18 protein-coding genes are annotated in these 24561 nt (G+C 74.9%); 17 read left to right on the top strand and 1 reads right to left on the bottom strand.

Annotation, left to right across the window (positions count from 1 at the left end):
- Window positions 1-70: 70 nt before the first annotated feature.
- From LG634_RS20940 to LG634_RS20910, 7 genes are all read left to right on the top strand, one after another.
- Window positions 71-1042, top strand: a complete 972-nt coding sequence (locus LG634_RS20940; protein WP_226735435.1) for a LysR family transcriptional regulator — start codon at window positions 71-73, stop codon at window positions 1040-1042.
- 170 nt (window positions 1043-1212) lie between these two features.
- Window positions 1213-2583 (top strand): nitrate/nitrite transporter, encoded by a 1371-nt coding sequence (locus LG634_RS20935; protein ID WP_226735434.1) that lies wholly within the window; start codon window positions 1213-1215, stop codon window positions 2581-2583.
- 143 nt (window positions 2584-2726) lie between these two features.
- Window positions 2727-3875 carry a uroporphyrinogen-III synthase gene (locus LG634_RS20930; protein WP_226735433.1) on the top strand — a complete coding sequence of 383 codons (1149 nt, stop codon included), beginning with the start codon at window positions 2727-2729 and terminating at the stop codon, window positions 3873-3875.
- 140 nt (window positions 3876-4015) lie between these two features.
- On the top strand, window positions 4016-4591 hold the full coding sequence (locus tag LG634_RS20925) for a CGNR zinc finger domain-containing protein (RefSeq protein ID WP_226735432.1): 576 nt from the start codon (window positions 4016-4018) through the stop codon (window positions 4589-4591).
- Between the two features lie 93 nt (window positions 4592-4684).
- Entirely contained in the window at window positions 4685-7012 is a 2328-nt protein-coding gene (locus tag LG634_RS20920) for a HelD family protein (protein WP_226735431.1), read from the top strand.
- A 377-nt stretch (window positions 7013-7389) separates the two neighbouring features.
- Entirely contained in the window at window positions 7390-8823 is a 1434-nt protein-coding gene (locus tag LG634_RS20915) for an NAD-dependent malic enzyme (RefSeq protein WP_226735430.1), read from the top strand.
- Between the two features lie 309 nt (window positions 8824-9132).
- On the top strand, window positions 9133-9414 hold the full coding sequence (locus tag LG634_RS20910) for an HU family DNA-binding protein (protein ID WP_030875040.1): 282 nt from the start codon (window positions 9133-9135) through the stop codon (window positions 9412-9414).
- A 113-nt stretch (window positions 9415-9527) separates the two neighbouring features.
- Here the strand turns inward: LG634_RS20910 and murA are convergent, their stop codons facing one another.
- Window positions 9528-10874, bottom strand: a complete 1347-nt coding sequence (gene murA, locus LG634_RS20905; RefSeq protein ID WP_226735429.1) for a UDP-N-acetylglucosamine 1-carboxyvinyltransferase — start codon at window positions 10872-10874, stop codon at window positions 9528-9530.
- A gap of 296 nt (window positions 10875-11170) precedes the next feature.
- Here murA and LG634_RS20900 point away from each other — a divergent pair, with 296 nt between their 5' ends.
- The 10 genes from LG634_RS20900 to LG634_RS20855 all read left to right on the top strand — a co-directional run bounded on the left by LG634_RS20900 (window position 11171) and on the right by LG634_RS20855 (window position 24380).
- A complete protein-coding gene (locus tag LG634_RS20900) occupies window positions 11171-11731 on the top strand; it encodes a YqgE/AlgH family protein (protein WP_226735428.1) in 561 nt (186 codons plus the stop codon).
- Between the two features lie 29 nt (window positions 11732-11760).
- The gene (locus tag LG634_RS20895) at window positions 11761-12045 is read left to right on the top strand and encodes a DUF3039 domain-containing protein (protein ID WP_007264396.1); all 285 of its coding nucleotides are present in this window, start codon (window positions 11761-11763) and stop codon (window positions 12043-12045) included.
- A 92-nt stretch (window positions 12046-12137) separates the two neighbouring features.
- The gene (locus tag LG634_RS20890; protein WP_226735427.1) at window positions 12138-13844 is read left to right on the top strand and encodes a beta-N-acetylhexosaminidase; all 1707 of its coding nucleotides are present in this window, start codon (window positions 12138-12140) and stop codon (window positions 13842-13844) included.
- A 329-nt stretch (window positions 13845-14173) separates the two neighbouring features.
- Window positions 14174-15046 (top strand): FAD binding domain-containing protein, encoded by an 873-nt coding sequence (locus LG634_RS20885; RefSeq protein ID WP_226735426.1) that lies wholly within the window; start codon window positions 14174-14176, stop codon window positions 15044-15046.
- A complete protein-coding gene (locus LG634_RS20880; RefSeq protein WP_226735425.1) occupies window positions 15043-17304 on the top strand; it encodes a 2Fe-2S iron-sulfur cluster-binding protein in 2262 nt (753 codons plus the stop codon). The genes LG634_RS20885 and LG634_RS20880 overlap by 4 nt, the downstream gene beginning before the upstream one ends.
- On the top strand, window positions 17301-19649 hold the full coding sequence (locus LG634_RS20875; RefSeq protein WP_226735424.1) for a xanthine dehydrogenase family protein molybdopterin-binding subunit: 2349 nt from the start codon (window positions 17301-17303) through the stop codon (window positions 19647-19649). Before LG634_RS20880 ends, LG634_RS20875 begins: the two co-directional genes overlap by 4 nt.
- 10 nt (window positions 19650-19659) lie before the next feature.
- Window positions 19660-20091 carry a DUF2563 family protein gene (locus LG634_RS20870; RefSeq protein ID WP_226735423.1) on the top strand — a complete coding sequence of 144 codons (432 nt, stop codon included), beginning with the start codon at window positions 19660-19662 and terminating at the stop codon, window positions 20089-20091.
- A 34-nt stretch (window positions 20092-20125) separates the two neighbouring features.
- Window positions 20126-21424: a hypothetical protein gene (locus LG634_RS20865; protein WP_226735452.1), complete on the top strand. Its 1299-nt coding sequence runs from the start codon at window positions 20126-20128 to the stop codon at window positions 21422-21424.
- A 224-nt stretch (window positions 21425-21648) separates the two neighbouring features.
- On the top strand, window positions 21649-22020 hold the full coding sequence (locus tag LG634_RS20860) for a hypothetical protein (RefSeq protein ID WP_226735422.1): 372 nt from the start codon (window positions 21649-21651) through the stop codon (window positions 22018-22020).
- Between the two features lie 8 nt (window positions 22021-22028).
- Window positions 22029-24380, top strand: coding sequence for a hypothetical protein (locus LG634_RS20855; RefSeq protein ID WP_226735421.1), 2352 nt, complete (start codon window positions 22029-22031; stop codon window positions 24378-24380).
- Window positions 24381-24561: the final 181 nt, after the last annotated feature.

The following is a 24561-nucleotide window of genomic DNA, read 5'->3' as shown; positions in this document are numbered from 1 at the left end:
CCGGCGGGGCGCGGGCGGTCCAACACCTGCTCGGACGCCATTCACGCAGCCGCGTTGTTAATCTTCGCGGGTGAACGAGTACCTCGACCCCCGGCTGCTGCGCGGCTTCGCCGCCGTCGCCGAGGAGCTCCACTTCACCCGGGCCGCGGCCCGGCTGTACGTGGCGCAGCAGGCCCTCAGCCGGGACGTCCGGCGGCTGGAGAAGGCCCTGGGGGCGGAGCTGTTCGTACGGTCCACCCGGCAGGTCGCCCTCACGCCCGAGGGGGAGCGGCTGCTGCCGTACGCGCACCGGGTGCTCGCCGCGCACGAGGAGCTGGCCGCGGCGTTCAGCGGGCCGGCGGGGCGGCCGCTGCTCGTCGACGTCAACACGGACGGGCCAGGGACGGCGCGGACCGTGCTCGACCGGGCCCGGGAGCTGGCGCCGGGCTGCGAGCTGATGGCCCGGTTCGAGAGCGGGCTGACGCACAGTGCGGCCGAGGTGGCGGCGGGGCGGCTCGACGTGACGTTCGGGCGGTTCGGCGGGCTGCCGGCGGGGCTCCGGGCCCGGCTCGTGCACCGGCCCGTGCGGTACGAACCGCTGGCCGTGCTGCTGCCGCTCGGGCACCGGCTGGCCGGCCTGGAGGCCGTACCGCTGGCCGAGCTGGCCGGGGAGACGGTGTACGCGGGGGCCGGGAACCCGCGGACCGCCGAATGGACCGATCTGGCGCGGCGGCTGTTCGCCGGGCGGGGCATCAAGGTGGCGGCACCGGCGCCGGTGGCCGTGGGCAAGGAGGAGTTCGGGCGGGTCATGGCCAAGACGCGGACGCCGGTGCTGGCGACGGTGTCGTTCGCCGACCTGCCGGCGTCGGTGAAGCGGCCGCTGGTCGCGCCGGTGCCGCTGTCCCCGCTGTCGATGGTGTGGCGCCGGGGGTTCGGGCACCCGGGGCTGGACGCGCTGCGGTCGGCCGCGGCCGGGCTGGCGGCAGAGCGGGGGTGGCTGGAACGGCCGGCCGGGTCGTGGCTGCCGGAGGTGGACGCGGCGCTGATGGCGGGGGGCGGCTGACCGTCCGGGATCGGGGCTCCGCCCCGGACCCCGCGCCTCACGCTGCGCTCACAGCCGGCGGTGCACTCGGGTGAGAGCAACGTTCCGTAGCGGTCATCGTGGGGGGACGGGGGCTGAAACGCGCCGTTCCTACGGTCTGTCCCGTCGGATACGAGAGCTGTGGAGGCGTGATGACCGCACCGCGCACGGGGGGCCGCTGGATCGAGCGGTGGGACCCCGAGGACGAGACGTTCTGGAAGGAGGGCGGCGAGCGCACCGCCCGGCGCAACCTGGTCTACTCCGTCTTCTCGGAGCACATCGGCTTCTCCATCTGGTCCCTGTGGTCCGTGATGGTCCTCTTCATGGGCCCCGAGTACGGGATCGACCCGGCCGGCAAGTTCTTCCTCATCGCCACCGCCACCCTGGTCGGCGCCGTCGTCCGGATCCCGTACACCTTCGCCGTCGCCCGCTTCGGCGGCCGGAACTGGACGGTCGTCAGCGCGCTCCTGCTGCTCGCCCCGACCGTCGCCGCCCTGGTCGTGATGGAACCCGGCACCTCGTACACCACGTTCCTGCTGGTGGCCGCGCTCACCGGGGTCGGCGGCGGCAACTTCGCCTCCTCCATGACCAACATCAACGCCTTCTTCCCGCTCCGCCAGAAGGGCTGGGCCCTCGGCCTCAACGCCGGCGGCGGCAACATCGGCGTGCCCGTCGTCCAGCTCGCCGGCCTCCTCGTGATCGGCACCGCCGGCGCCGGCCACCCGCGGCTGCTCCTCGCCGCCTACCTGCCGCTCGTCATCGTCGCCGCCGCGCTCGCCGCCCTGCGCATGGACAACCTCGCGCCCGTCCGCAACGACACCGGCGCCGTCCGCGAGGCCCTGCGCGACGGCCACACCTGGATCATGTCCCTGCTGTACGTCGGCTGCTTCGGCTCGTTCATCGGCTACAGCTTCGCCTTCGGCCTGGTGCTCCAGACCCAGTTCGGCCGCACCCCGCTGCAGGCCGCCTCGCTCACCTTCATCGGACCGCTGCTCGGCTCGCTGATCCGGCCGGTCGGCGGCCGGCTCGCCGACCGGTTCGGCGGCGCGCGGATCACCCTCGGCGCGTTCGTGGCCATGGCCGCCGCCACCGGCGTGGTGATCGCCGCCTCGGTACGGACCTCGCTGCCGGTGTTCCTCGTCGGCTTCATCGCCCTGTTCGTCCTCAGCGGGCTCGGCAACGGCTCGACGTACAAGATGATCCCCGGCATCTTCCAGGCCAAGGCCGTGGCCCGCGGCATGGACGCCGAGGCCGCCGCGGCCTACGGGCGCCGGCTCTCCGGCGCCGCCATGGGCCTGATCGGTGCGGTCGGCGCACTCGGCGGACTCGGCATCAACCTCGTCTTCCGCGAGGCCTTCCTCAGCTCCGGCTCCGGCACAGCCGCCTTCGTCACCTTCCTCGGCTTCTACGCCCTGTGCTGCGCGGTGACCTGGGCGGTATACCTTCGCCGGCCCGCGACCGCCCCGGCTGCCGACACCGCACGGCCCGAGACGGCGGCGCAGCCCGCCTACGCCGAGGTGTGACGGCAGGGAAAGAACGGACGGCCTGTTACGGCCGTGAAATACGGCGGAACCGAGCCTGTCACGCCGCGTTGGCAGGCTCGGTACCGGCGCACCTCCCCATGCGTCACCCCCATGCGCCGTCATGCACGTCGAGGCAGGTCACGATGGATGAGAACGCAGTTCCCGGCACGGGCCCGCTGTCCGGCTTCACCGTCGGCGTCACCGCCGCCCGGCGCGCCGACGAACTCGGCACCCTGCTGCGCCGCCGCGGCGCCGCCGTCCAGCACGCCCCCGCCCTGCGGATCGTGCCGCTCGCCGACGACAGCGAACTCCTCGCCGCCACCAAGGAACTGATCCACAGCGCCCCCGACGCCGTCGTCGCCACCACCGCCATCGGCTTCCGCGGCTGGGTCGAGGCCGCCGACGGCTGGGGCATCGGCGAAGACCTCCTCGAACGGCTCCGCGGCGCCGAACTCCTCGCCCGCGGACCGAAGGTGAAGGGCGCCATCCGCGCCGCCGGGCTCGTCGAATCCTGGTCGCCCGATTCCGAATCCCTCGCCGAAGTCCTCGACCGGCTGCTCGCCGAAGGCGTCGCCGGCCGCCGGATCGCCCTCCAGCTGCACGGCGAGCCGCTGCCCGGCTTCGTCGAAGCACTGCAGGCCGGCGGCGCCGAGGTCGTCGTCGTTCCCGTCTACCGCTGGCTGCCGCCGCTGGACCCGGCCCCTCTCGACAGGCTGATCGACGCCGTCGCAGCCCGCACGCTCGACGCCGTCACCTTCACCTCCGCGCCCGCCGCCGCCTCCCTGCTCGGCCGCGCCGACGAACGCGGGCTGCTGCCCGCCGTCCTCGACGCCCTGCACGGAGCAGTCCTCGCCGCCTGCGTCGGACCCGTCACCGCACTGCCGCTCCAGGCCCGCGGCATCGCCACCGTCCAGCCCGAACGCTTCCGCCTCGGCCCGCTCGTCTCCCTGCTCTGCACCGAACTCCCCGCCCGCACCCGGGTCCTGTCGGTCGCCGGCCGGCGGCTGGAGATCCGCGGCCACGCCGTCCTCGTCGGCGACGCCCTGCGCCCCGTACCGCCCGCCGGCATGGCCCTGCTGCGCGCCCTCGCCCGCCGGCCCGGCTGGGTGGTGCCCCGCGCCGAACTCCTGCGCGCCCTCCCCGGCACCGGCACCGACGAACACGCCGTCGAAACCGCCATGGCCCGCCTCCGCACCGCCCTCGGCACCCCCAACCTCATCCAGACCGTCGTCAAACGCGGCTACCGCCTCTCCCTGGACACCCCGACCGACGCCGCGTACGCGCAGGCGTAGGGCGGCCGTCGTACGCCCGGGCCCGCAGCGCCCCGGCACCCGTTCCAACCGGCACGGTCGGCGGGGTTCCGGAAGTGGCGGAGCGGGGGCACTCTGGAGGGGCGGTAGGCACTCTCCGGGACGCCGAGGCGGTGGCGGGCATGAGGGCACACGGGCTGTGGTTCGACTCCGGGCGGGCGTGTCTCGACCTCATGGCCACCGGTGGCGCCGAGGAGGGGCTGTGCGGGCCCGGCGACCTGCGGTGCTGGCTGCTCGGCGCCGGACTCGTGCCTGCCGGAACGTCCCTGCACACGGTGGACGGCGACTGGCTGCCGCCCTTCCGGGACCTCCGCGCCGACCTCGCCGACCTGTTCCGCGCCGAATCCCCCGGTGCGGCCCCCGCCGACGCCCCGCTGGCCCGCGTCAACGCGCTGGCCGCCGGCGCACCCCCGGGCCTGTGTGCCGTACGGGGTGCCGACGGCGCGCTGGTCCGTGCGCTCACCGCAGGAGCCGACCGCGCAGCCCTGCTCGCCGCCGTGGCCCGCGACGCCGTGGAACTCCTCACCGACCCCGGCGACCGGTCCCTGCTGCGCTCCTGCGAGGGCCACGGCTGTACCCGCGTCTACCTCGACACCTCCCGGGGCCGCCGCCGGCGCTGGTGCTCCAGCGAGCTGTGCGGCAACCGCGAGCGCGTCGCCCGCCACCGCCGCCGCACCGTCGCCGCCCGTACGCCGTAGCCGACCGCACGGCGCTCGGGGAACGCGCGTGCAGACACGGTCCGGCGTCGCGTACGGTTGACGGTCGCCCACGCACGTCAGAAGGGGGCCCCGGTGGCCGCGCAGGATGCCGTCGATCTCACGGTCGGTACCACGGCAGATTCCGTCCGCGATCGCGAGATCGCGGTCGAGCAGACGCATCTGGACCAGGTGTACCGGCGTCTGGAGGAGAAGATCCACGAGGCCGAGTTCCTCATGAACGACGCCGCCAAGCGGGGCCAGGTCGGCACGCCCGGCGCGCTCGCCGAGCGGGACGCCCAGGTGTTCCGCGCCGGCATCCACCTCAACCGCCTCAACAACGAGTTCGAGGACTTCCTCTTCGGCCGCATCGACCTGGTCCTCGGCAAGGACGGCAAGCGCGGCCCCGACGGCGCCTACACGTCCGTCGAGCCGGCCGACGACGCCGTCCGCGCCGACCTGACCGCCGACATCGCCGAAACCCTCCACATCGGCCGCATCGGCGTCCTCGACGCCGACTACTCGCCGCTGGTCATCGACTGGCGGGCGCCGGCCGCCGCCCCGTTCTACCGGTCCACCCCCAAGGACCCCGGCCGGGTCGTGCGCCGCCGCGTCATCCGCTCCAAGGGCCGCCAGGTCCTCGGCGTCGAGGACGACCTGATGCGCCCCGAGGTCACCGCCTTCCTCGACGGCGAGGAACTGCCCGCCATCGGAGACGGCGCGCTGATGGCCGCCCTCGGCCGGGCCCGCACGCACACGATGCGCGACATCGTCTCCTCCATCCAGGCCGAGCAGGACCTCGTCATCCGGGCCCCCGCCGCCTCCGTCGCGGAGGTCTCCGGCGGCCCCGGCACCGGCAAGACCGCCGTCGCCCTGCACCGCGCCGCGTACCTGCTCTACCAGGACCGCCGCCGCTACTCCGGCGGCATCCTGATCGTCTCGCCGACCCCGCTGCTCGTCGCGTACACCGAGGGCGTGCTGCCCTCCCTCGGCGAGGAGGGCCAGGTCGCCATCCGGGCGCTCGGCTCGCTGGTCGACGGCGCCGAGGCCACCACGTATGACGAGCCCGCCGTGGCCCGCGTCAAGGGCTCCTCCCGGATGCTCAAGGTGCTCCGCAAGGCCGTACGCGGCGCCCTGGAGCTCGGCGGACCCGCCGGGCCCGCCCCCGAGCGGCTGCGGGTCGTCGCCTTCAACCGGCGCCAGGAGCTGGAGGCCGACGAGCTGGAGCGGATCCGCCAGTCCGTCCTCGGCGGCACCGCCCCCGTCAACCTGCTGCGCCCGCGCGCCCGCCGCCTGCTGCTGGACGCCCTGTGGGCGAAGTCCGGCGGCGCCGGCCGGCACTCCGACCCGGAGCTGGCCGCCGAGCTGCGGTCGAGCTTCGACGAGGACGTGTCGACGGAGGACCCGTTCATCGAGTTCCTCGACGCCTGGTGGCCCGAGCTGACCCCGCGCCGGGTGCTGGCCGCCATGGCCGACGAGCGGCGGCTCGGCCGCTGGTCCCGCCGGATCCTCAACCCCGGCGAGACCCGTCGGCTGGCCCGCTCGCTGCGCCGCACCGGCCCGGACGGCACCGGCCCGCTGTCCGTGCACGACGTGGCCCTCCTGGACGAGCTCCAGACCCTGCTCGGCGCCCCGGCCCGGCCCAGGCGCAAGCGCGAGCTGGACCCGCTGGACCAGCTCACCGGGCTGGAGGAGCTGATGCCGCAGCGCGAGGAGACCCAGCGCGAGCGGGCTGAGCGGCTGGCGGCCGAGCGCACCGAGTACGCGCACGTCATCGTCGACGAGGCGCAGGACCTGACGCCGATGCAGTGGCGGATGGTCGGCCGCCGCGGCCGGCACGCCACCTGGACCGTGGTCGGCGACCCGGCGCAGTCCTCCTGGACCACGCCCGAGGAGGCCGCCGAGGCCCGTGACGAGGCCCTGGGCACCCGCCCGCGACGCCGCTTCACGCTGACCGTGAACTACCGCAACCCGGCCGAGATCGCCGAGCTGGCCGCCAGGGTGCTGGCGCTGGCGATGCCCGGCGCCGAGTCCCCGACCGCGGTCCGCTCCACCGGCCTGCGCCCGCGGTTCACGGCCGCCGGCAACGACCTGGGCGCGGCGGTGCGGGCCGAGACGGCCCGGCTGCTGGAGCAGGTCGACGGCACGGTGGGCGTCGTGGTGGCCATGGACCGCCGTACGGAGGCTGCCGGCTGGCTGGCGGACCTGGGCGGCCGCGCGGTGGCCCTCGGCAGCCTGGAGGCCAAGGGCCTGGAGTACGACGCCACGGTGGTCGTGTCCCCGGCGGAGATCGCCGACGAGTCCCCGGCCGGCCTGCGGGTGCTGTACGTGGCGCTGACCCGCGCGACCCAGCAGCTCACGGTGGTCTCGGCGGACCGCGACCGGCCGGACGCGGACGGGGTCCCGGAACTGCTGCGGGACTGACGGCCGATCCTTTGTTAGCCTGGGTACGGCACCGGCTCGATCCAAGCCCCCGGGCCCAACCTTCGTCGCTTAGAGCGACCACTTGCCGCGAGGCGAGCATGGCGGGTCGGTGTCATGACTTCGGAAGAGGTCCGCGTCCTTCGGGACGCGGACCTCTTCTTTGCGTTGGGGCGGTGCGGGGGCCGATCGCGGCTTCCGCCGGGCGCTTTCCTTCTCTTCGGCCATCAAATCTCGTATGGTGGAAGAACCTTTCCGAAATTTGTAGCTGGTTACCGGCTACTCGTCGGTAGGTGGGACGATCGGACAACACGTCCTGCCGCGCGTGCCGCGGCGTCAGGGGGGCGTGCGCAGAAGCAAGCGAAATGAGGAACACGGCCATGGCAACGGCGCCCAGCGTCTCGTACTCGATGACGGTCCGCCTGGAAGTGCCCGCGAGCGGAACCGCGGTCTCCCAGCTCACCACCGCCGTGGAGTCCTCCGGCGGTTCGGTCACCGGCCTCGACGTGACCGCCTCCGGTCACGAGAAGCTCCGGATCGACGTCACCATCGCCGCGACGTCCACCGCGCACGCCGACGAGATCGTGCAGCGACTGCGGGGCATCGAGGGCGTCACCCTCGGCAAGGTCTCCGACCGTACGTTCCTGATGCACCTCGGCGGCAAGATCGAGATGGCGGCCAAGCACCCCATCCGCAACCGCGACGACCTCTCGATGATCTACACCCCGGGCGTGGCCCGCGTGTGCATGGCGATCGCCGAGAACCCCGAGGACGCCCGCCGCCTCACCATCAAGCGCAACTCCGTCGCAGTCGTGACGGACGGCTCCGCCGTGCTCGGCCTCGGCAACATCGGCCCCAAGGCCGCGCTGCCCGTCATGGAGGGCAAGGCGGCCCTCTTCAAGCGGTTCGCGGGCATCGACGCCTGGCCGATCTGCCTGGACACCCAGGACTCCGACGAGATCGTCGCCATCGTCAAGGCCATCGCGCCCGGCTTCGCCGGCATCAACCTGGAGGACATCTCCGCGCCGCGCTGCTTCGAGATCGAAGCCAGGCTCCGCGAGGCCCTCGACATCCCCGTCTTCCACGACGACCAGCACGGCACCGCCATCGTCGTCCTCGCCGCCCTCACCAACGCCCTGCGCGTGGTGGGCAAGGGCATCGGCGACGTGAAGGTGGTCATGTCCGGCGCCGGAGCGGCCGGCACGGCCATCCTCAAGCTGCTGCTCGCGGCGGGCGTCAAGCACGCCGTCGTCGCCGACATCCACGGCGTCGTGCACGCCGGCCGCCCCGACCTCGTCGACGCTGACGCGGAATCCCCGCTGCGCTGGATCGCCGACAACACCAACCCCGAGGGCTACACCGGCACCCTCAAGGAGGCCGTCGCCGGCGCCGACGTGTTCATCGGCGTCTCCGCCCCCAACGTGCTGAACGGCGAGGACGTCGCGGCCATGGCCGAAGGCGCCATCGTCTTCGCGCTCGCGAACCCGGACCCCGAGGTGGACCCGGCGATCGCCCGCGAGACGGCCGCCGTCGTGGCCACCGGCCGCTCCGACTTCCCGAACCAGATCAACAACGTCCTTGTCTTCCCGGGCGTCTTCCGCGGCCTCCTGGACGCCCAGTCCCGGACCGTGAACACCGGCATGATGCTGGCCGCCGCCACCGCCCTCGCGGACGTGGTCTCCGGCGACGAGCTGAACCCGAACTACATCATCCCGTCGGTCTTCAACGACAAGGTCGCGGGCGCCGTCGCCGGTGCCGTGCGGGCCGCCGCCAAGGCCGCCGGCGCCGCTGTGACGGGCCCCACGTCGGCCTGACGCACGGCGCGTCGCGGGATGCGGGCCGCACGGACCGCCTCTAGGGTTGCGGGGATGCCCGCGAGGTCCGCGGTCCGCATCCCCGTGTTCCCACGGACGCGGACGGAGCGTCACCGAGGCGTGACGGTGGCGCTTTTCGTGTGACCCTGGCGGGTGCCGGATTGGCGTTCCCGCCGCTGGTGGGGGCAGGATGCGTAACCGGGCGCGAGGGTCTGACGTTCAGACCCGGGTCCGGGGACTGTCCTAGGACCCTGGCAGCATCGGCTTCGATCTCACGCCTCATAGGCAAGTTGAACACGGGAGTACAACATGAACCGCAGTGAGCTGGTGGCCGCTCTGTCCGAGCGCGCCGAGGTGACCCGCAAGGACGCCGACGCCGTTCTGGCCGCCCTCGCCGAGACCATCGGCGAGGTCGTCGCCAAGGGCGACGAGAAGGTCACCATCCCCGGCTTCCTGACCTTCGAGCGCACCCACCGTGCCGCTCGCACCGCGCGTAACCCGCAGACCGGCGACCCCATCCAGATCCCGGCCGGCTACAGCGTGAAGGTCTCCGCGGGCTCCAAGCTCAAGGAAGCCGCCAAGGGCAAGTGAGCCCTCGGTACGGCTTGCAGGCCTCTGGCGTGTAAGTAGTACGTAGTACGCCGAAGGGCGGCCACCCGGTCCCGGGTGGCCGCCCTTTCGGCTCAGTGCCCTCTGGCGGGCCGTCAGACGACGTCGCCGCCCGGCAGCTCGACCTTCGCGCCCAGCTCCACGAGCTTCTCCATGAAGTTCTCGTAGCCGCGGTTGATCAGGTCGATGCCGTGGACCCGCGAGGTGCCCTCGGCCGCCAGCGCCGCGATCAGGTACGAGAAGCCGCCGCGCAGGTCGGGGATGACCAGGTCGGCGCCCTGCAGCTTGGTCGGGCCGGAGACGACCGCCGAGTGCAGGAAGTTCCGCTGGCCGAAGCGGCAGGCCGAGCCGCCCAGGCACTCGCGGTACAGCTGGATGTGCGCGCCCATCTGGTTCAGCGCGGAGGTGAAGCCCAGCCGGGACTCGTAGACCGTCTCGTGGACGATGGAGAGGCCGGAGGCCTGGGTCAGGGCCACCACCAGCGGCTGCTGCCAGTCGGTCTGGAAACCGGGGTGGACGTCCGTCTCCAGGGCGATGGCGTTGAGCGGGCCGCCCGGGTGCCAGAAGCGGATGCCGTCGTCGTCGATCTCGAAGGCGCCGCCGACCTTCCGGTACGTGTTCAGGAAGGTCATCATCGAGCGCTGCTGGGCGCCGCGCACGTAGATGTTGCCGCGGGTCGCCAGGGCCGCGGAAGCCCACGAGGCGGCCTCCAGGCGGTCCGGGAGCGCCTTGTGGTTGTAGCCGCCGAGCCGGTCCACGCCGGTGATCCGGATGGTCCGGTCGGTGTCCATGGAGATGATGGCGCCCATCTTCTGCAGCACGCAGATGAGGTCCTCGATCTCCGGCTCGACCGCCGCGTTCGACAGCTCGGTGACGCCCTCGGCGAGCACGGCCGTCAGCAGCACCTGCTCGGTCGAACCGACCGACGGGTACGGCAGGCGGATCTTGCAACCGCGAAGGCGCTGCGGGGCCTCCAGGTACTGGCCGTCCTCGCGCTTCTCGATGGTCGCGCCGAACTGGCGGAGCACGTCGAAGTGGAAGTCGATCGGCCGGCCGCCGATGTCGCAGCCGCCGAGGCCCGGGATGAACGCGTGGCCCAGCCGGTGCAGCAGCGGGCCGCAGAAGAGGATCGGGATCCGCGAGGAACCCGCGTGCGCGTCGATGTCCGCGACGTTGGCGCTCTCGACGTGCGTCGGGTCGAGCACCAGCTCACCCGGCTCGTCACCGGGGCGGACCGTCACCCCGTGGAGCTGCAGCAGACCGCGGACGACGCGCACGTCACGGATGTCGGGAACGTTGCGCAGACGGCTGGGACCGCTGCCGAGCAGCGCGGCGACCATGGCCTTCGGCACGAGGTTCTTCGCGCCGCGGACCCGGATCTCGCCCTCAAGCGGGGTACCGCCGTGGACAAGCAGTACATCGTCACTGACTGTGCCGGTCATGAATCTCGCGTTCCGGAGTCGGGGGTCCCCCCGTGGAACAGGGGGCGGGGCAGGTGGCCAGAGAAAAGGGTAAGGGCCAGAGGCCCCTTCCTTGTAAGGCTCACGGGGCTACGGGAACGTCATGGATTTGCCACAGCACCCTCCGTGCCCGCGGTGTAGCGGACCGTTGCCCTCCGCCTCTTGCCGCCGCCGGCGGGTGCGCGCGCTCCTCGCTGCTGCCGTGCGCCCTGAGCTGCACACGATCACGGACCGCCGTCCGCTCCCCCCGGAGGGCGAATATGCGGGATCATGTCGGCATGACCGAGGTGTCCTCGCTCACAGGGCGACTGCTCGTGGCCACCCCCGCGCTCGCGGACCCGAATTTCGACCGCGCGGTGGTGCTCCTGCTCGACCACGACGAGGCGGGTTCGCTCGGCGTGGTCCTCAACCGGCCCACCCCGGTGGGCGTCGGGGACATCCTGCTCCCGTGGGCGCCGCTGGCCGGCGAGCCCGGCGTGGTCTTCCAGGGCGGCCCGGTCTCCCTCGATTCCGCCCTCGGCGTCGCCGTCATCCCCGGCGAGGAGGGCCCGCTCGGCTGGCGCCGGATATTCGGCGCGATCGGGCTGGTCGACCTGGAGGCCCCGCCGGAGCTGCTGGCCAGCGCCCTCGGCTCGCTGCGGATCTTCGCCGGATACTCGGGCTGGGGTCCCGGGCAGCTGGAGGACGAACTGAACGACGGCGCCTGGTACGTGGTCGAATCCGAGCCCGGTGACGTCTCCTCGCCCGACCCCGAACGGCTCTGGCGCTCCGTCCTGCGCCGCCAGCGCAGCGAGCTGGCCATGGTCGCCACCTATCCGGACGACCCGTCGCTCAACTGAGCGCCGCCCGGCCCAGTACCCTGGCAGGCATGAGCACTCTTGAGCCCGAGCGCGGGACTGGCACCGGGACCCTCGTTGAGCCGACGCCGCAGGTGTCCCACGGCGATGGCGACCACGAGCGCTTCGCCCATTACGTCCAGAAGGACAAGATCATGGCGAGCGCCCTCGACGGGACCCCCGTCGTCGCGCTCTGCGGCAAGGTGTGGGTCCCCGGACGCGACCCGAAGAAGTACCCCGTCTGCCCCATGTGCAAGGAGATCTACGAGTCCATGGGCGCGGGCGGCGACAAGGACAAGGGCGGCAAGGACAAGTAGTCCGGCGGCCCGCCGGTCCGGCTGAACGCGGGGAGGCCCCCGGGACGTGGAAACACGGCCCGGGGGCCTTCGTCGTCCCGTAGGGTCCCGCCATGAGCGCTCTGCGAAACAGCCGTTGCACAGAACGCAACGGAGATGCCGCCCCTGCCGTCGCCGCCCCGGACCTGATCCCGGCCCCGCTGAGCACCGGGACGACCGCCGGCGCGGACCCGTACGAGCTCACCCCCGCCAGTACCCTCGCCGCCGGGCCGGGCGGCGAGGGTGCCGCCGCGTGGCTGCGCCGCGAGCTGGGCGCCGCCACCGGGCTGCCGCTGCTGCCGCCCGCGGGCGACCCGGGCACCGCCGGCCTGCGGATCGCCGTCGACGCTGCCACCGGGAAGGAGCTCGGGCCCGAGGGGTACCGGCTCACCGCCGGCCCGGAGGGCGCCGAGGTCCTCGCCGGCGGCCCGGCCGGCGCCTTCTGGGGTGCCCAGACCCTCCGTCAGCTGCTCGGCCCGGACGCGTACCGGCGCGCCCCGCTGCCCGGCCGCACCTGGCGGCTGCCCGCCGTGCGGATCGAGGACCGGCCGCGGTTCGGGTGGCGCGGGATGCTGCTCGACGTGGCACGGCACTTCATGCCCAAGGACGGCGTCCTGCGGTACATCGACCTGCTCGCCGCCCACAAGCTCAACGTGCTGCACCTGCACCTGACCGACGATCAGGGCTGGCGGGTGGAGATCCGGCGGTACCCGCGGCTCACGGAGGTCGGCGCCTGGCGGCCGCGCAGCCGCTGGGGGCACCGCGCCTCCCCGCTGTGGAACGAGACCCCGCACGGCGGGTTCTACACCCAGGACGACATCCGCGAGATCGTCGCGTACGCCGCCGAACGGCACGTCCGGGTGGTCCCCGAGATCGACGTGCCCGGCCACTCGCTGGCCGCCATCGCCGCCTACCCGCACCTGGGGAACGCGGACGTCGTCGACACGGCGGCGCTGGAGGTCTGGGACGACTGGGGGATCAGCCCGCACGTGCTGGCGCCCACCGAGGACGTACTGCGGTTCTACGAGGGCGTCTTCGAGGAGCTGCTGGAGCTGTTTCCGGCCGAGGTCTCGCCGTTCGTGCACATCGGCGGCGACGAGTGCCCCAAGGACGAGTGGCGGGCCTCGCCGGCCGCGCAGGCGCGGATCCGGGAGCTGGGCGTGGCCGGCGAGGACGGCCTCCAGTCCTGGTTCATCCGGCACTTCGACGGCTGGCTGGCCGCCCGCGGCCGCCGCCTGATCGGATGGGACGAGATCCTGGAAGGCGGACTCGCGCCGGGTGCCGCGGTGTCGTCCTGGCGCGGCTACGCGGGCGGCATCGCCGCCGCCGAGGCGGGGCACGACGTCGTGATGTGCCCCGAGCAGCACGTCTACCTGGACTACCGGCAAAGCGGAAGCCCGGACGAGCCGATGCCCATCGCGTACGTGCGGACCCTGGAGGACGTCTACCGGTTCGAGCCGGTGCCGCCCGGGCTGTCCGCGGACGCGGCGGCGCACGTGCTGGGTGCGCAGGCGAACGTGTGGACCGAGGTGATGGCCGACCAGGGACGCGTGGACTACCAGGTGTTCCCGCGGCTGGCGGCCTTCGCGGAGGTGGTGTGGTCCGCGCTGCCGGCCCCCGCGGACCGCGACTGGCCGGGCTTCGAGGCCCGTATGACGGCCCATTACGCCCGGCTCGACGCGCTCGGTGTCGGCTACCGGCCGCCCGGCGGCCCGCTGCCCTGGCAGCGCCGCCCCGGAGTGCTCGGACGGCCCCGGGAAGGCGCGCCGCCGGAGGCGTGAGCGGGGCGGGAGTTCGGCGGCGGGCCCGGGGGTCCGGGCGTGCGGGCGGTGCGGGTGCGCGAGGGGCGCGTGGCGGCTGCTGCGGCGGAAGCGAACAATCCGTATCAGCCGCCCCAACTCCCGTGAAAGCCGCCGAAGAGCGGTAAGCGGAACTCTGTCGAGAATCAGGAGGAACCGGACTATCGGTGACGTCGGGGGCGAACCGCCTCCGGTGCCCCCTCGCGTCGCACGGCGCGGAAGATGTGCCAGAGTTGCCACGTCCCGGCGGTGAGCACGTACCGTACGGCGGACAGGCGTGAGCGCCGGGACATCGGGAAGGGGCAGCTGGGTTGACCACGCACGCACCGCAGGCGACGCAGTCCGTGATGCTGCCGGCCTCGCTCGACGAGGCCGTGGCGGCGCTCGCCGCCATGCCCGCCGCCGTGCCGGTCGCCGGCGGCACCGACCTCATGACCGCGGTCAACTCCGGACTCCTCCGGCCCGCCGGTCTCGTCGGCCTGGGCCGCATCAGCGAGATCCGCGGCTGGCAGTACCAGGACGGCCACGCCCTGCTCGGCGCCGGCCTCACGCACGCCCGGATGGGCCGGCCCGACTTCGCGGCCCTCATCCCCGCCCTGGCCGCCGCCGCCCGCGCCGCCGGACCCCCGCAGATCCGCAACGCCGGCACCCTCGGCGGCAACATCGCCACCGCCGCGCCCGCCGGCGACGCCCTCCCGGTGCTCGCCGCCCTGGAGGCCGTGCTCCTCATCGTGGGCCCCGGCGGCACCCGCGAGATCCCCGTCTCCCACCTGCTGGCAGGCCGCGAGATGCTCAGCCCCGGCGAACTCATCGGGTTCGTCCGGGTGCCGCTGCTGCACGCCCCGCAGGTGTTCCTGAAGGCCACCGGCCGCACCGGACCCGGCCGCGCCGTGGCCTCCGTGGGCCTCGTCCTCGACCCGGCCCGCCGCGGCGTGCGCTGCGCGGTCGGGGCCGTCGCCCCGATGCCGCTGCGGCCCCTGGAGGCCGAGCAGTGGGTCGCCTCCCTCATCGACTGGGACGGCGAGCGCACCCTCGCCCCCGAGGCGCTGGAGGCCTTCGGCGACTACGTGGCGATGGCCTGCGTACCGGATCAGGGGGATCCGGTGCCGCCGGCGGTACTGCAGCTGCGGCGGACCGTGGCCGTGCTGGCCCGGCGAGCTCTGGGAAGGGCCCTGACCTCATGAGTGGCAACGAGAACACGCACGACCCCGCACAGGGCGCCGCCGGCTGGGGCTGGGAACCGGTGCCGCAGGGCGGCGAGTACGACTCCGACGCGACCGCGTTCGTCAGTCTCCCGCCGGACATGCTCACCGGCACCGGGACCGGCGAGCCGCTGGCCGCGCCCGGCCACGGCTACGTACCGCCGGTGATCGTGCCGGTCACCTCGGCCGCGAGCACCGACCCGGGCGCCACCGGCACCTGGACGCTGCCCGCCGGGGACCCCGTCAGCTGGCCGGTCGCCGCCGCGCCCGCGCCGGAGGAGCCCGGCGAGCACGACCCGGGGGCCACCGCCGAGTGGCACTTCGCCGAAGCCGTCGTACCGGCGCCGGACCACGCCCTCACGGGTGAATGGTCGGTGCCCGTTGCGGAGGGAGACCTTCCGGAGGAATCCGGCGAGTACGCGCGCACCGCGCTGCGGCCCGAGTGGGCCCACCAGGCCCCCGCCACCCTGCCCGGCGGCGCGCCCGCCCCCTGGGCCGAGGCGCTCGCCGCGGAGACGGCCCGCGAGGAGGCCGCCGCGGCGGACCTGGCGGCCGACGCGGAGGGCGGGCAGCACCACCCCGCCCCCGCCGGGTTCGACGGCGTACGCGGCTACGTGGCACCGCCGGCCGACTACACGGGCACCGTCCGCCTCCCGGCCGAGGAGCCGGCGCCCGCCGCCGACGCGTACCTGACGGGCAGTTTCACCGACCTGGCCGCGGAGGCGCTGGGCACCGCCCCCGCCCCCGCCCCCGCCGAGGACCCGGCGGCCGGCCACCCGGAGCCGTACCCGGACTACCCGGCGGCCGATCCGTACGCGGCGCCGGCGCCGGCACCCGCGTCCTACGGGCCCGGCAGCACCCTCGGGCAGGGCTTCCAGATCGCGGCGGAGCTCGCCGCGATCCCGGCGGCCGGCGGCGAGAGCGGCTCCTTCGACGCCTTCGGGAACGGCCCCGCCCCGCACGACGGCCACGGGGCGGGCGCCCCGGAGGCCCCCGCCCCCGCCGGACCGGCCGCCCACGAGGGCCACCCGGCCGACGACGCGCCCGCGGGCGCCGACGCGGCCGTCTACGCGGGTGGTTCCGGCGAGGGTGACGAGGCGGACCCGCACGGGGGCGGCGCGGCCTACGACGGCTTCGGTGCCGTCGGTGCCGAACCCGCCCACGCGGACCACGCCGGCGACTTCGCCGGCGCGCGGCCCGCGGACCCGGACGGGACCGGTGCGGACGGCGGCTTCGCCGCCACGGGTGCCGCCGAAGGGCACGCCACCGAAGGCGCCGGTGCAGCCCATGACGCAGGCTTCGAAGCCGCCGGTGCCGAACCCGCCCACGCGGACCACGCCGGCGACTTCGCCGGCGCGCGGCCCGCGGACCCGCACGGGGCCGCCGGCGAGGCGGCCGGGCACGAGGACCACGGGACCGGTGCCGGCCACGACGCCGGCTTCGGCTCCGCGGCCGCCGGTGCCGCCGACGGTCACGGGACCGACGGCGCAGGTGCGGCGCTCGCCGACCCGCAGGGGAGCCCGGCCGAGGAGCCCGGCCACACCGCCGGGGACGGCACCGACGGGCACGGCACCGCGTACGGCACGGCCGCGGCGGGGTCGGCCGAGGACGCCGTCGCCGACCCGCACGAGGAGCACCCGTACGCCTCCTACGTGCTGCGTGTGAACGGCGCCGACCGGCCCGTCACCGGGGCCTGGATCGGCGAGTCGCTGCTCTACGTGCTGCGCGAACGGCTCGGCCTGGCCGGCGCCAAGGACGGCTGCTCGCAGGGCGAGTGCGGCGCCTGCGCCGTGCAGGTCGACGGCCGGCTCGTCGCCTCCTGCCTGGTACCGGCCGCCACCGCCGCCGGCAGCGAGGTCCGCACCGTCGAGGGCCTGGCCACCGACGGCGAACTGTCCGACGTCCAGCAGGCGCTGTGCCGCTCCGGCGCCGTGCAGTGCGGCTTCTGCGTCCCCGGCATGGCGATGACCATCCACGACCTGCTGGAGGGCAACCACGCCCCCAGCGAGCTGGAGACCCGCCAGGCGCTCTGCGGCAACCTGTGCCGCTGCTCCGGCTACCGCGGGGTCCTGGAGGCCGTCCGCGAGGTCGTCGCCGAACGCGAGGCCGCTGCCGGAGACCCGGCCGACGGCGCCGACCCCGCCCCCGGCCTCCGGGTCCCGCACCAGGCACCCCCCGGCGCCGGCGGGGTCCAGCACCACCCCGAGCACCACCACGGAGGCATGGGAGGCATGGCGTGAGCAACGACGCGGCCACCGCGACGCCCGACGCGATCGCGACCGCGACGGCCCTCGCAGCGGCGGCGGCCGGCCCGCAGCCCGACGCGGAAGCCGGCGAGCCCCGCGGCATCGGCGCGTCCGTCATGCCCACCGACACCCGCGCCAAGACCGAGGGCACGTTCCCGTACGCGGCCGACCTGTGGGCCGAGGGCCTGCTGTGGGCCGCCGTGCTCCGCTCCCCGCACGCGCACGCCCGCATCCTGTCCGTGGACACCTCCGGCGCCGTGGCCATGCCCGGCGTGCGGGCCGTCGTCACCCACGCCGACGTCCCCGGCGCCCCCACCCACGGCCGCCGGATCGCCGACCGGCCGGTGTTCGCCCACGACGTGGTCCGCCACCACGGCGAGCCCATCGCCGCCGTCGCCGCCGACCACCCCGACACCGCCCGGCTCGCCGCCGCCGCGATCACCGTCGAGTACGAGCTCCTCGACGCGGTCACCGACCCCGAGCAGGCCTTCGGCGCACCGCCCCTGCACCCCGACGGCAACCTGATCCGGCACATCCCGCTCGCCTTCGGCGACCCCGAGGCCACCGGCGAGGTCGTCGTCGAGGGCCTCTACCGGATCGGCCGCCAGGACCCCGCGCCCATCGGCGCCGAGGCCGGACTCGCCGTGCCCCGCCCCGACGGCGGCGTGGAGCTGTACACCGCCTCCACCGACCCGCACGGCGACCGCGACCTCGCCGCCGCCTGCTTCGGCCTCGAACCCGAACGCGTCAAGGTCGTCGTCACCGGCGTCCCCGGCGCCACCGGCGACCGCGAGGACCCCGGCTTCCAGCTGCCGCTCGGCCTGCTCGCCCTGCGCACCGGCTGCCCCGTCAAACTCGCCGCGACCCGCGAGGAGTCCTTCCTCGGCCACGCCCACCGGCATCCGACCCTGCTGCGCTACCGCCACCACGCGGACGCCGAGGGCCGGCTGGTCAAGGTCGAGGCGCAGATCCTCATGGACGCCGGCGCGTACGCCGACTCCTCCGCCGAATCCCTCGCCGCCGCCGTCGCGTTCGCCTGCGGCCCGTACGTCGTCCCGCACGCCTTCGTCGAAGGCTGGGCGGTCCGTACGAACAACCCGCCGTCCGGGCACGTCCGCGGCGAGGGCGCGATGCAGGTCTGCGCCGCGTACGAAGGCCAGATGGACAAGCTCGCCGCCAAACTCGGCCTGGACGGAGCCGAGTTGCGGCTCCGCAACGTCCTCGCCACCGGCGACCTGCTGCCCACCGGCCAGACCGTCACCTGCCCGGCGCCGGTCGCCGAACTCCTGCGCGCGGTCCGCGACTTCGAGCTGCCCGCGCTGCCGAAGGACAGCCCCGAGGACGAGTGGCTGCTGCCCGGCGGCCCCGAGGGCGCGGGCGAGCCGGGCGCGATCCGGCGCGGCGTCGGCTACGGCGTCGGCATGGTCCACATGCTCGGCGCGGAGGGCACCGACGAGGTCTCCACCGCCACCGTCAAGGTGCACGACGGCATCGCCACCGTCATCTGCGCGGCCGTCGAGACCGGCCAGGGCTTCAGCACCCTCGCCCGCCAGATCGTGCAGGAGGTCCTCGGCGTCGACGAGGTCGCCGTGGCGCCCGTCGACACCGACCAGCCGCCCGCCGGCCCGGCCGCGCACGGCCGCCACACGTGGGTCTCCGGCGGGGCCGTCGAACGCGCCGCCAAGATGGTCCGCACCCAGCTGCTCCAGCCGATGGCCCACAAACTGGGCATGTCCACCGAGCTGCTCCAGGTCGCCGACGGCGCGATCACCTCGTACGACGGCGCGTTCACGACGACCGTGGCCGAGGCCATGGCCGGCAAGGAGCTGTGGGCGACCGCGCAGTGCCGGCCGCACCCGACCGAGCCGCTGGACGCGGCCGGGCAGGGCGACGCGTTCGTGGGCCTCGCGTTCTGCGCGGTCCGCGCGGTCGTGGACGTCGACATCGAGCTGGGCTCCGTACGGGTCGTGGAACTCGCGGTGGCGCAGGACGTCGGCCGGATCCTCAACCCGCGGCAGCTGGCCGCCCGCATCGAGGCCGGCGTCACGCAGGGCGTGGGCGCCGCCCTCACCGAGAACCTGCGGACGGCGGGCGGGCTGATCCGCCACCCCGACCTCACCGGGTACGCGCTGCCGACCGCGCTGGACGCGCCGGACATCCGGATCGTGAAGCTGGTCGAGGAACGCGACGTCGTCGCCCCCTTCGGCGCGAAGGCCGCCAGTGCGGTCCCGGTCGTCACCACCCCGGCCGCCGTCGCCTCCGCGGTCCGCGCCGCCACCGGCCGCCCGGTCAACCGCCTGCCGATCCGGCCGTCCGCGGCTGTGGTCACCGGAGGCTGAGGGGCCCGGCGTGAAGGAGCGCGACGGGGTGCCGGCGGCTCCGCACGGCCCCGGCGCGCCCGGCCCCGCTCCCGGCGGACCGCCCACCGGTCCGCCCCTGCTGGTGGACGCCGGTGCGCTCGTCGCGTGCCGGAGGCGGGCGGACGACCTGCTCGCCCGGCTGGAGACCTCCCCGGCCGCCCCCGCCCGGCTGGCGGCCGCCGCCCTCCCGCCCGCCGCCCTCGGCACCGGCTTCCCCGAAGCGGCCCGGCTCGCCCGCGCGCACGCCCGGCTCCACGCCGAACTGACCGGCCTGTCCCGGGCCCTGGCACTCCAGCTGGGCGCCCTGGCGGACGCGGTGGCCGCGGCGGGCGCGGACTACTCCGGTACGGACGCGGAAGCGGCGCGGGACCTGCGCCGGGCGCGGGACGAGACGGAACGGGGCCCGACCCCGGGGTCCTGACCGTACGGGCGCGCCCCACCGGATCCGGCACCCTGTGGGCGAGCGGGCAGGCGTCGGAGTGGAGGGCGAGCGGGCCGTGACGACGGACTTCGAGGGAATCGGCCGCGGGGAGCCGGCCCGGATGGTGGGTGCGGCGGACCCCGGGGCGGTCGCGGGCTGCGCGGCGCAGCTGGTGGCGGCCGCAGACGCACTCCGCGAGATCGGCGAGGCCCTGCGCCGCCACCGCGTCGACGGCTGGGAGGGCGAGGCGGCCGAAGCGTACGAGGACCGCGTCCGCCGCATGTCCGCCGCCGCCCTCGCACTGTCCGACTACGGCCGCACGGGCGGGGAATGGCTCCGGCACGCGGCCCAGACGCTGGGGGAGGTGCGGGCCGGCCTGGGGGCAACCGCCGGCCCGGCACCGGAGGCCGAACACGCCGAGGCCGTACGGCAGATGACCAAGCTGGCGCAGTCGTACGCGGTGGCGGCGGAGCAGATGGACGGGGCGCGGGCGCCGGTGGGGCTTGTGTCTGCGCCTGTGTCCGTACCTGGACCTGGGCCTGGGCCTGGGCCTGCGGGCGGCGGGGGGTGCGGGGGGCGCGGGACCGCCTCGCCGAGGGTGGGGGCGTACGGCGTCGGCTCGGTGGGGGAGGCCGGGGGGTCGGCGGGTCCGCTTTCCGCCGGCTCGGTGGGGCAGCCGGGGCCGGTCGCCGCCGTCCCGGCCGCGGGGCCGGAGCACCGACCCTTGCCGTCGCGGCCCGGCCCGCCCGGCCCGCCCGGCACACCCGTCACACCCGTCACACCCGTCACGGACCAGGACGCCGGCCTGCACCTCGAGGGTCTGCACCTCGACGGCCTGGGGACCGCCCCGCCGACGGCCCCGCCGGACCCTTCCGCCCCTGCCGACGGCCGCCCGGGCGGGAGAGCGTCCGTACCCGAGCCCGTCCCGTACGGCTTCCCCGCCCCACCGCATCCGTACGCCCCGGGGCCCGCCGCCCGTTCGTCCCCCGACGGCGCGGACGGCCCGCGGTACCGCGCAGCGCCGCCCCGCACCCCCGGCATCGTCGGAGGCCGCGCGGTCGCCCTCGCCCCGCCAACCGCCCCCGCCCTGCCGACCGGCCTGGTCATCGGCGCCGAACCGGTCAGCACCGCGCCCACCGGGGACACCTTCGGGCCCGCCCAGTCCGGCCTCCCGCCGGGAGCGGTCGGGGCCGCCTTTGTTCCGGGCGTGGCGCCGGTCGCCGGTGCCGGTGTGCGTGCCCTGCCGGGTCCTGCCCGGCGCGCCGCCCACCCGCCGGAGCCGCCGGAGCCCGGACAGACGTCCCGCCGGGTGGTGCCGCCGGTGATCGAGTGACGGGGCCCGGGGGAGTGACCCCGTCGTGGGGCGGGTGCGGGTCACTCGTGCGGGTGCATCGTCAGGTGCGGCGGGGGTCTGCCGGGCCTGCCCGGGCGGGGCGGGCGTACCGGGGGCCGGCCGTCACGGCGCACGCGTGGGGCCGCCGTCGGTAGCGTGCCGGGCGTAGGCGCGGGGCGCGGGCCCGGTGGCGTGGCGGTGTGGTGGTGCGGGGAGGGTCGGCGGTGGCGTTCGACGAGGAGTGGGCCCGGGTGCGGCGGGGGTCGGGCGGGGGTGCGGATCTGGCCGTCGACGCGGGGCAGCTCGGTGCCGTGGGGAGCGCCGCCCACGCGCTGTACCAGCGGCTGACGCGGGACGGGGACCATGCCCGGCCGGCCTGCTTCGACGCGGCCATCGCGCTTTCGAACGCGTCCTTCCGCAGCGGGCCCGCGCTGCTGACCGTTCACGACCGGTGGAACAGCCAGCTCCGCACCCTCCTCGACGCCTGCGCGAACATCTCCAACCACCTCGACCACACCGTCGCCTCGCACGCGAAGGAGGAGGCGGACATCATCGCCCGGCTCTCCGCCTCGAAGATCGACGCGTACCTCACCTGACCGCCCCGATGCTCAGCTTCGCGCACGTCTACGCGCTGCGGCTCGCCGCCCTGCACCAGGCCGTCGCCGACTGGCGGGACATGGCCGCCCGGCTGGACGGGCTGGCCGCCGACAGCCGGCGTTCCCTCCTCGCCCGGGCCGACGCCGCCGACTGGCGCGGCGCCAACGCCGAGGTCACGCGGCCGTTCGTGGCGAAGACGGCCAAGGAGTTCGGCGACGCCGCCGCCGCCGCGCACGCCATCCGGCGCGTCCTCGAACAGGGCCACACCGCGTTCCGGACCGCCCAGGACCAGCTCCGCCGCATCGTGGAGACCGACGCACCCGCCGCCCGCCTGGTCGTGGACACCGGCACCGGCCGGGTGCGCGCCCGCAGCCCGCTGTCCGCCGTACGCGGCGAGGCGCGCAACGACCCCGGCTACGCCGACCTGCTCCGCCGGGAGGCCGCGGCCATCGCCGAACTGGAACGGCGGATCGCCGCGATCGTCGAGACCTGCGACGACGCCGACCAGTCGGTGGCGCGGGCGCTGCGGGCCGATGTCAGCGCGGACGGGCGGCAGTTCGTGCGGCCGCGGTTCGACAGCCTCGACGCGGAGGAGGCGGCGCGGGCGGCCGCGCTCGCCGCGCGCGGGCGGGCGCTGACGCACGCCGAGCTGGTGCAGCTCAACGAACTCCTGCGGGACAACCGGTCGGCGCCCGCCTTCGCCACCGCCTTCTACACGGCGCTCGGGGCGCGCGGGGCGCTGGAGTTCTTCGGGCGGCTCGCGACGGACACGTACGACCGGTACGGGGAGCAGGACGCGCAGCGGCTGGCCGACGTACGGGAGTTGCAGCGCAACCTCGGGACGGTGCTGGCCGTGGCGACCGATCCCGACCGTGCGGTGCACCTGCCGGAGTCGTTCGCGCGGGAGCTGCGGCGGCTGGGCACGGAGCGGATCCCGTTGGCGCGCTGGGACGCCAACCCGCCGTTCGGGTACCAGCTGCTCGGCGGGATCATGCGGTACGGGGAGTACGACCCGCGGTTCCTGCTGCCGGTGGTGGAGCACGCGGTGCAGGTGCAGGCGGCGCAGCCGGACTTCTTCGCGCAGTCGCGGCAGGTGAACGGCTGGGCGAGCCACCTGCTGAACCCGTCCGGGCTGAACGGGTCCGGCTACGACCCCGTCAACAGCTTCCTGGAGGCGCTCGGCCACAGCCCCGAGGCGGCCGCCCGCTTCTTCGACCCGGACCGCCCGCCGACGTCGTACGCCCCCGACGGCACGCCCCGCTCCGGCCCCCCGGACCTGGGCCGCACGGCGGACGGCGAACCGGTCACGTCGTACCTGGACTACTTCACGAACGAGAAGTACCGGTCCTTCCCGGACACGGAAAGCCCCAACCCGTCCACGTGGACGAAGTCCCACTCCCACATGCCGGACGCCCTGGGCCACGCCCTGGAGGCAGCGGTGCTGGGGCATGCGTGGGACGACCCGCACCCCCGGCTCGTGCGCAGCGAGGCGGGCGCGTCCGTGATGGAGGCGGTGGTGCAGAAGTACGGGGAGGATCCCGCTCTGCTCAAGCGCCAGGAGGTCCTGGCGGACAGCCTGGGCCGGATGGGCGCCGGCTACATCGACGACATCAACTGGGGCCTCAACGACCGGGAGGCCGGCAGCCCGTTCGCACCGGCGGACGAACGGGGGCACGCGAGGCTCGGCGAGGACCGGGCGCGGAAGTTCCTCAGTGCGCTCGGCCAGCATCCGGAGGCGTACGCCACCGTGTCCGCGGCGGAGCGGGTGTACACGGCTTCCGTGATGGAGGCGCAGGTGGACGCACACGGGCACATCAGGGAGGGCGGTGTGCGGGAGGCGGTCCGTACCGGCTCCCAGGTGCAGGGCCTGCTCGACCAGGCGCGGGCCGACCAGGTCACGGAGGCGACGATCAAGGCGGACGAGGAGTACAACCGCGAAATGGAGAAGCGCGCCGCCTGGGTCGAATTCGGGGCGACGGCGGCGGTCGGGGCGGGAATGGCCTTCCTGCCGATCACGGCGCCGGTCGCCGGTGCGGCGGCGGTGATCGTCCCCGTTGCCGTGGACACCGGCGGTGGCGCGATGGAGGAACTGGCCAGCCAGGTGGTCGGCAACTGGTCCCACGCGGAACAGCAGGAACACCAGGAGGATGTGGACGACCGGGTCCACGCTCAGCGGAGCGAGATTTTCCGGGCGGGTCGGGAGACGGCCGGCGCCCCGGTGGCAGCCTTTCGCGACGTGCATGGGATTAAGGCGACCAGCGATTTCGCCCAGGATCTCGAAATGGACTGGATGACGGGTTACAACGTGGGCAACTTGCTGCAACAGCAGCAGGGGCATGCTCCGGAGACGGACGAGTGACTAGGTGACAGTGATGGACCGGACCCTGTGCGCCGTCGGAGTGACTCTGCTCTTGACGGGGTGCGTTGGCGCCCCGAGGGAGGCCGAGTCGAAAGCCATCGAGGCGTCCTCGCTCTGCCACGGGCTCTTTTCGGGCGGCACAGCTAAAGCAGTCGATGTTGCCCTCGGAGGCCGGCGACCC

Source organism: Streptomyces bambusae (genome assembly GCF_020532645.1).
GTDB lineage: Bacteria > Actinomycetota > Actinomycetes > Streptomycetales > Streptomycetaceae > Streptomyces > Streptomyces bambusae.
Note: the sequence above shows the minus strand (reverse complement) of the source record. Positions and strands in the feature narration are given on the sequence as shown.

What these genes read in the sequence shown, in the direction of transcription:
- LG634_RS20935 (WP_226735434.1), top strand. Translation starts at nt 1,213, where the DNA reads ATGACCGCACCGCGCACGGGGGGCCGCTGGATCGAGCGGTGGGACCCC.
- LG634_RS20900 (WP_226735428.1), top strand. Translation starts at nt 11,171, where the DNA reads ATGACCGAGGTGTCCTCGCTCACAGGGCGACTGCTCGTGGCCACCCCC.
- LG634_RS20895 (WP_007264396.1), top strand. Translation starts at nt 11,761, where the DNA reads ATGAGCACTCTTGAGCCCGAGCGCGGGACTGGCACCGGGACCCTCGTT.
- LG634_RS20930 (WP_226735433.1), top strand. Translation starts at nt 2,727, where the DNA reads ATGGATGAGAACGCAGTTCCCGGCACGGGCCCGCTGTCCGGCTTCACC.
- LG634_RS20880 (WP_226735425.1), top strand. Translation starts at nt 15,043, where the DNA reads ATGAGTGGCAACGAGAACACGCACGACCCCGCACAGGGCGCCGCCGGC.
- LG634_RS20925 (WP_226735432.1), top strand. Translation starts at nt 4,016, where the DNA reads ATGAGGGCACACGGGCTGTGGTTCGACTCCGGGCGGGCGTGTCTCGAC.
- murA (WP_226735429.1), bottom strand. Translation starts at nt 10,874, where the DNA reads ATGACCGGCACAGTCAGTGACGATGTACTGCTTGTCCACGGCGGTACC.
- LG634_RS20915 (WP_226735430.1), top strand. Translation starts at nt 7,390, where the DNA reads ATGGCAACGGCGCCCAGCGTCTCGTACTCGATGACGGTCCGCCTGGAA.
- LG634_RS20910 (WP_030875040.1), top strand. Translation starts at nt 9,133, where the DNA reads ATGAACCGCAGTGAGCTGGTGGCCGCTCTGTCCGAGCGCGCCGAGGTG.
- LG634_RS20855 (WP_226735421.1), top strand. Translation starts at nt 22,029, where the DNA reads ATGCTCAGCTTCGCGCACGTCTACGCGCTGCGGCTCGCCGCCCTGCAC.
- LG634_RS20890 (WP_226735427.1), top strand. Translation starts at nt 12,138, where the DNA reads ATGAGCGCTCTGCGAAACAGCCGTTGCACAGAACGCAACGGAGATGCC.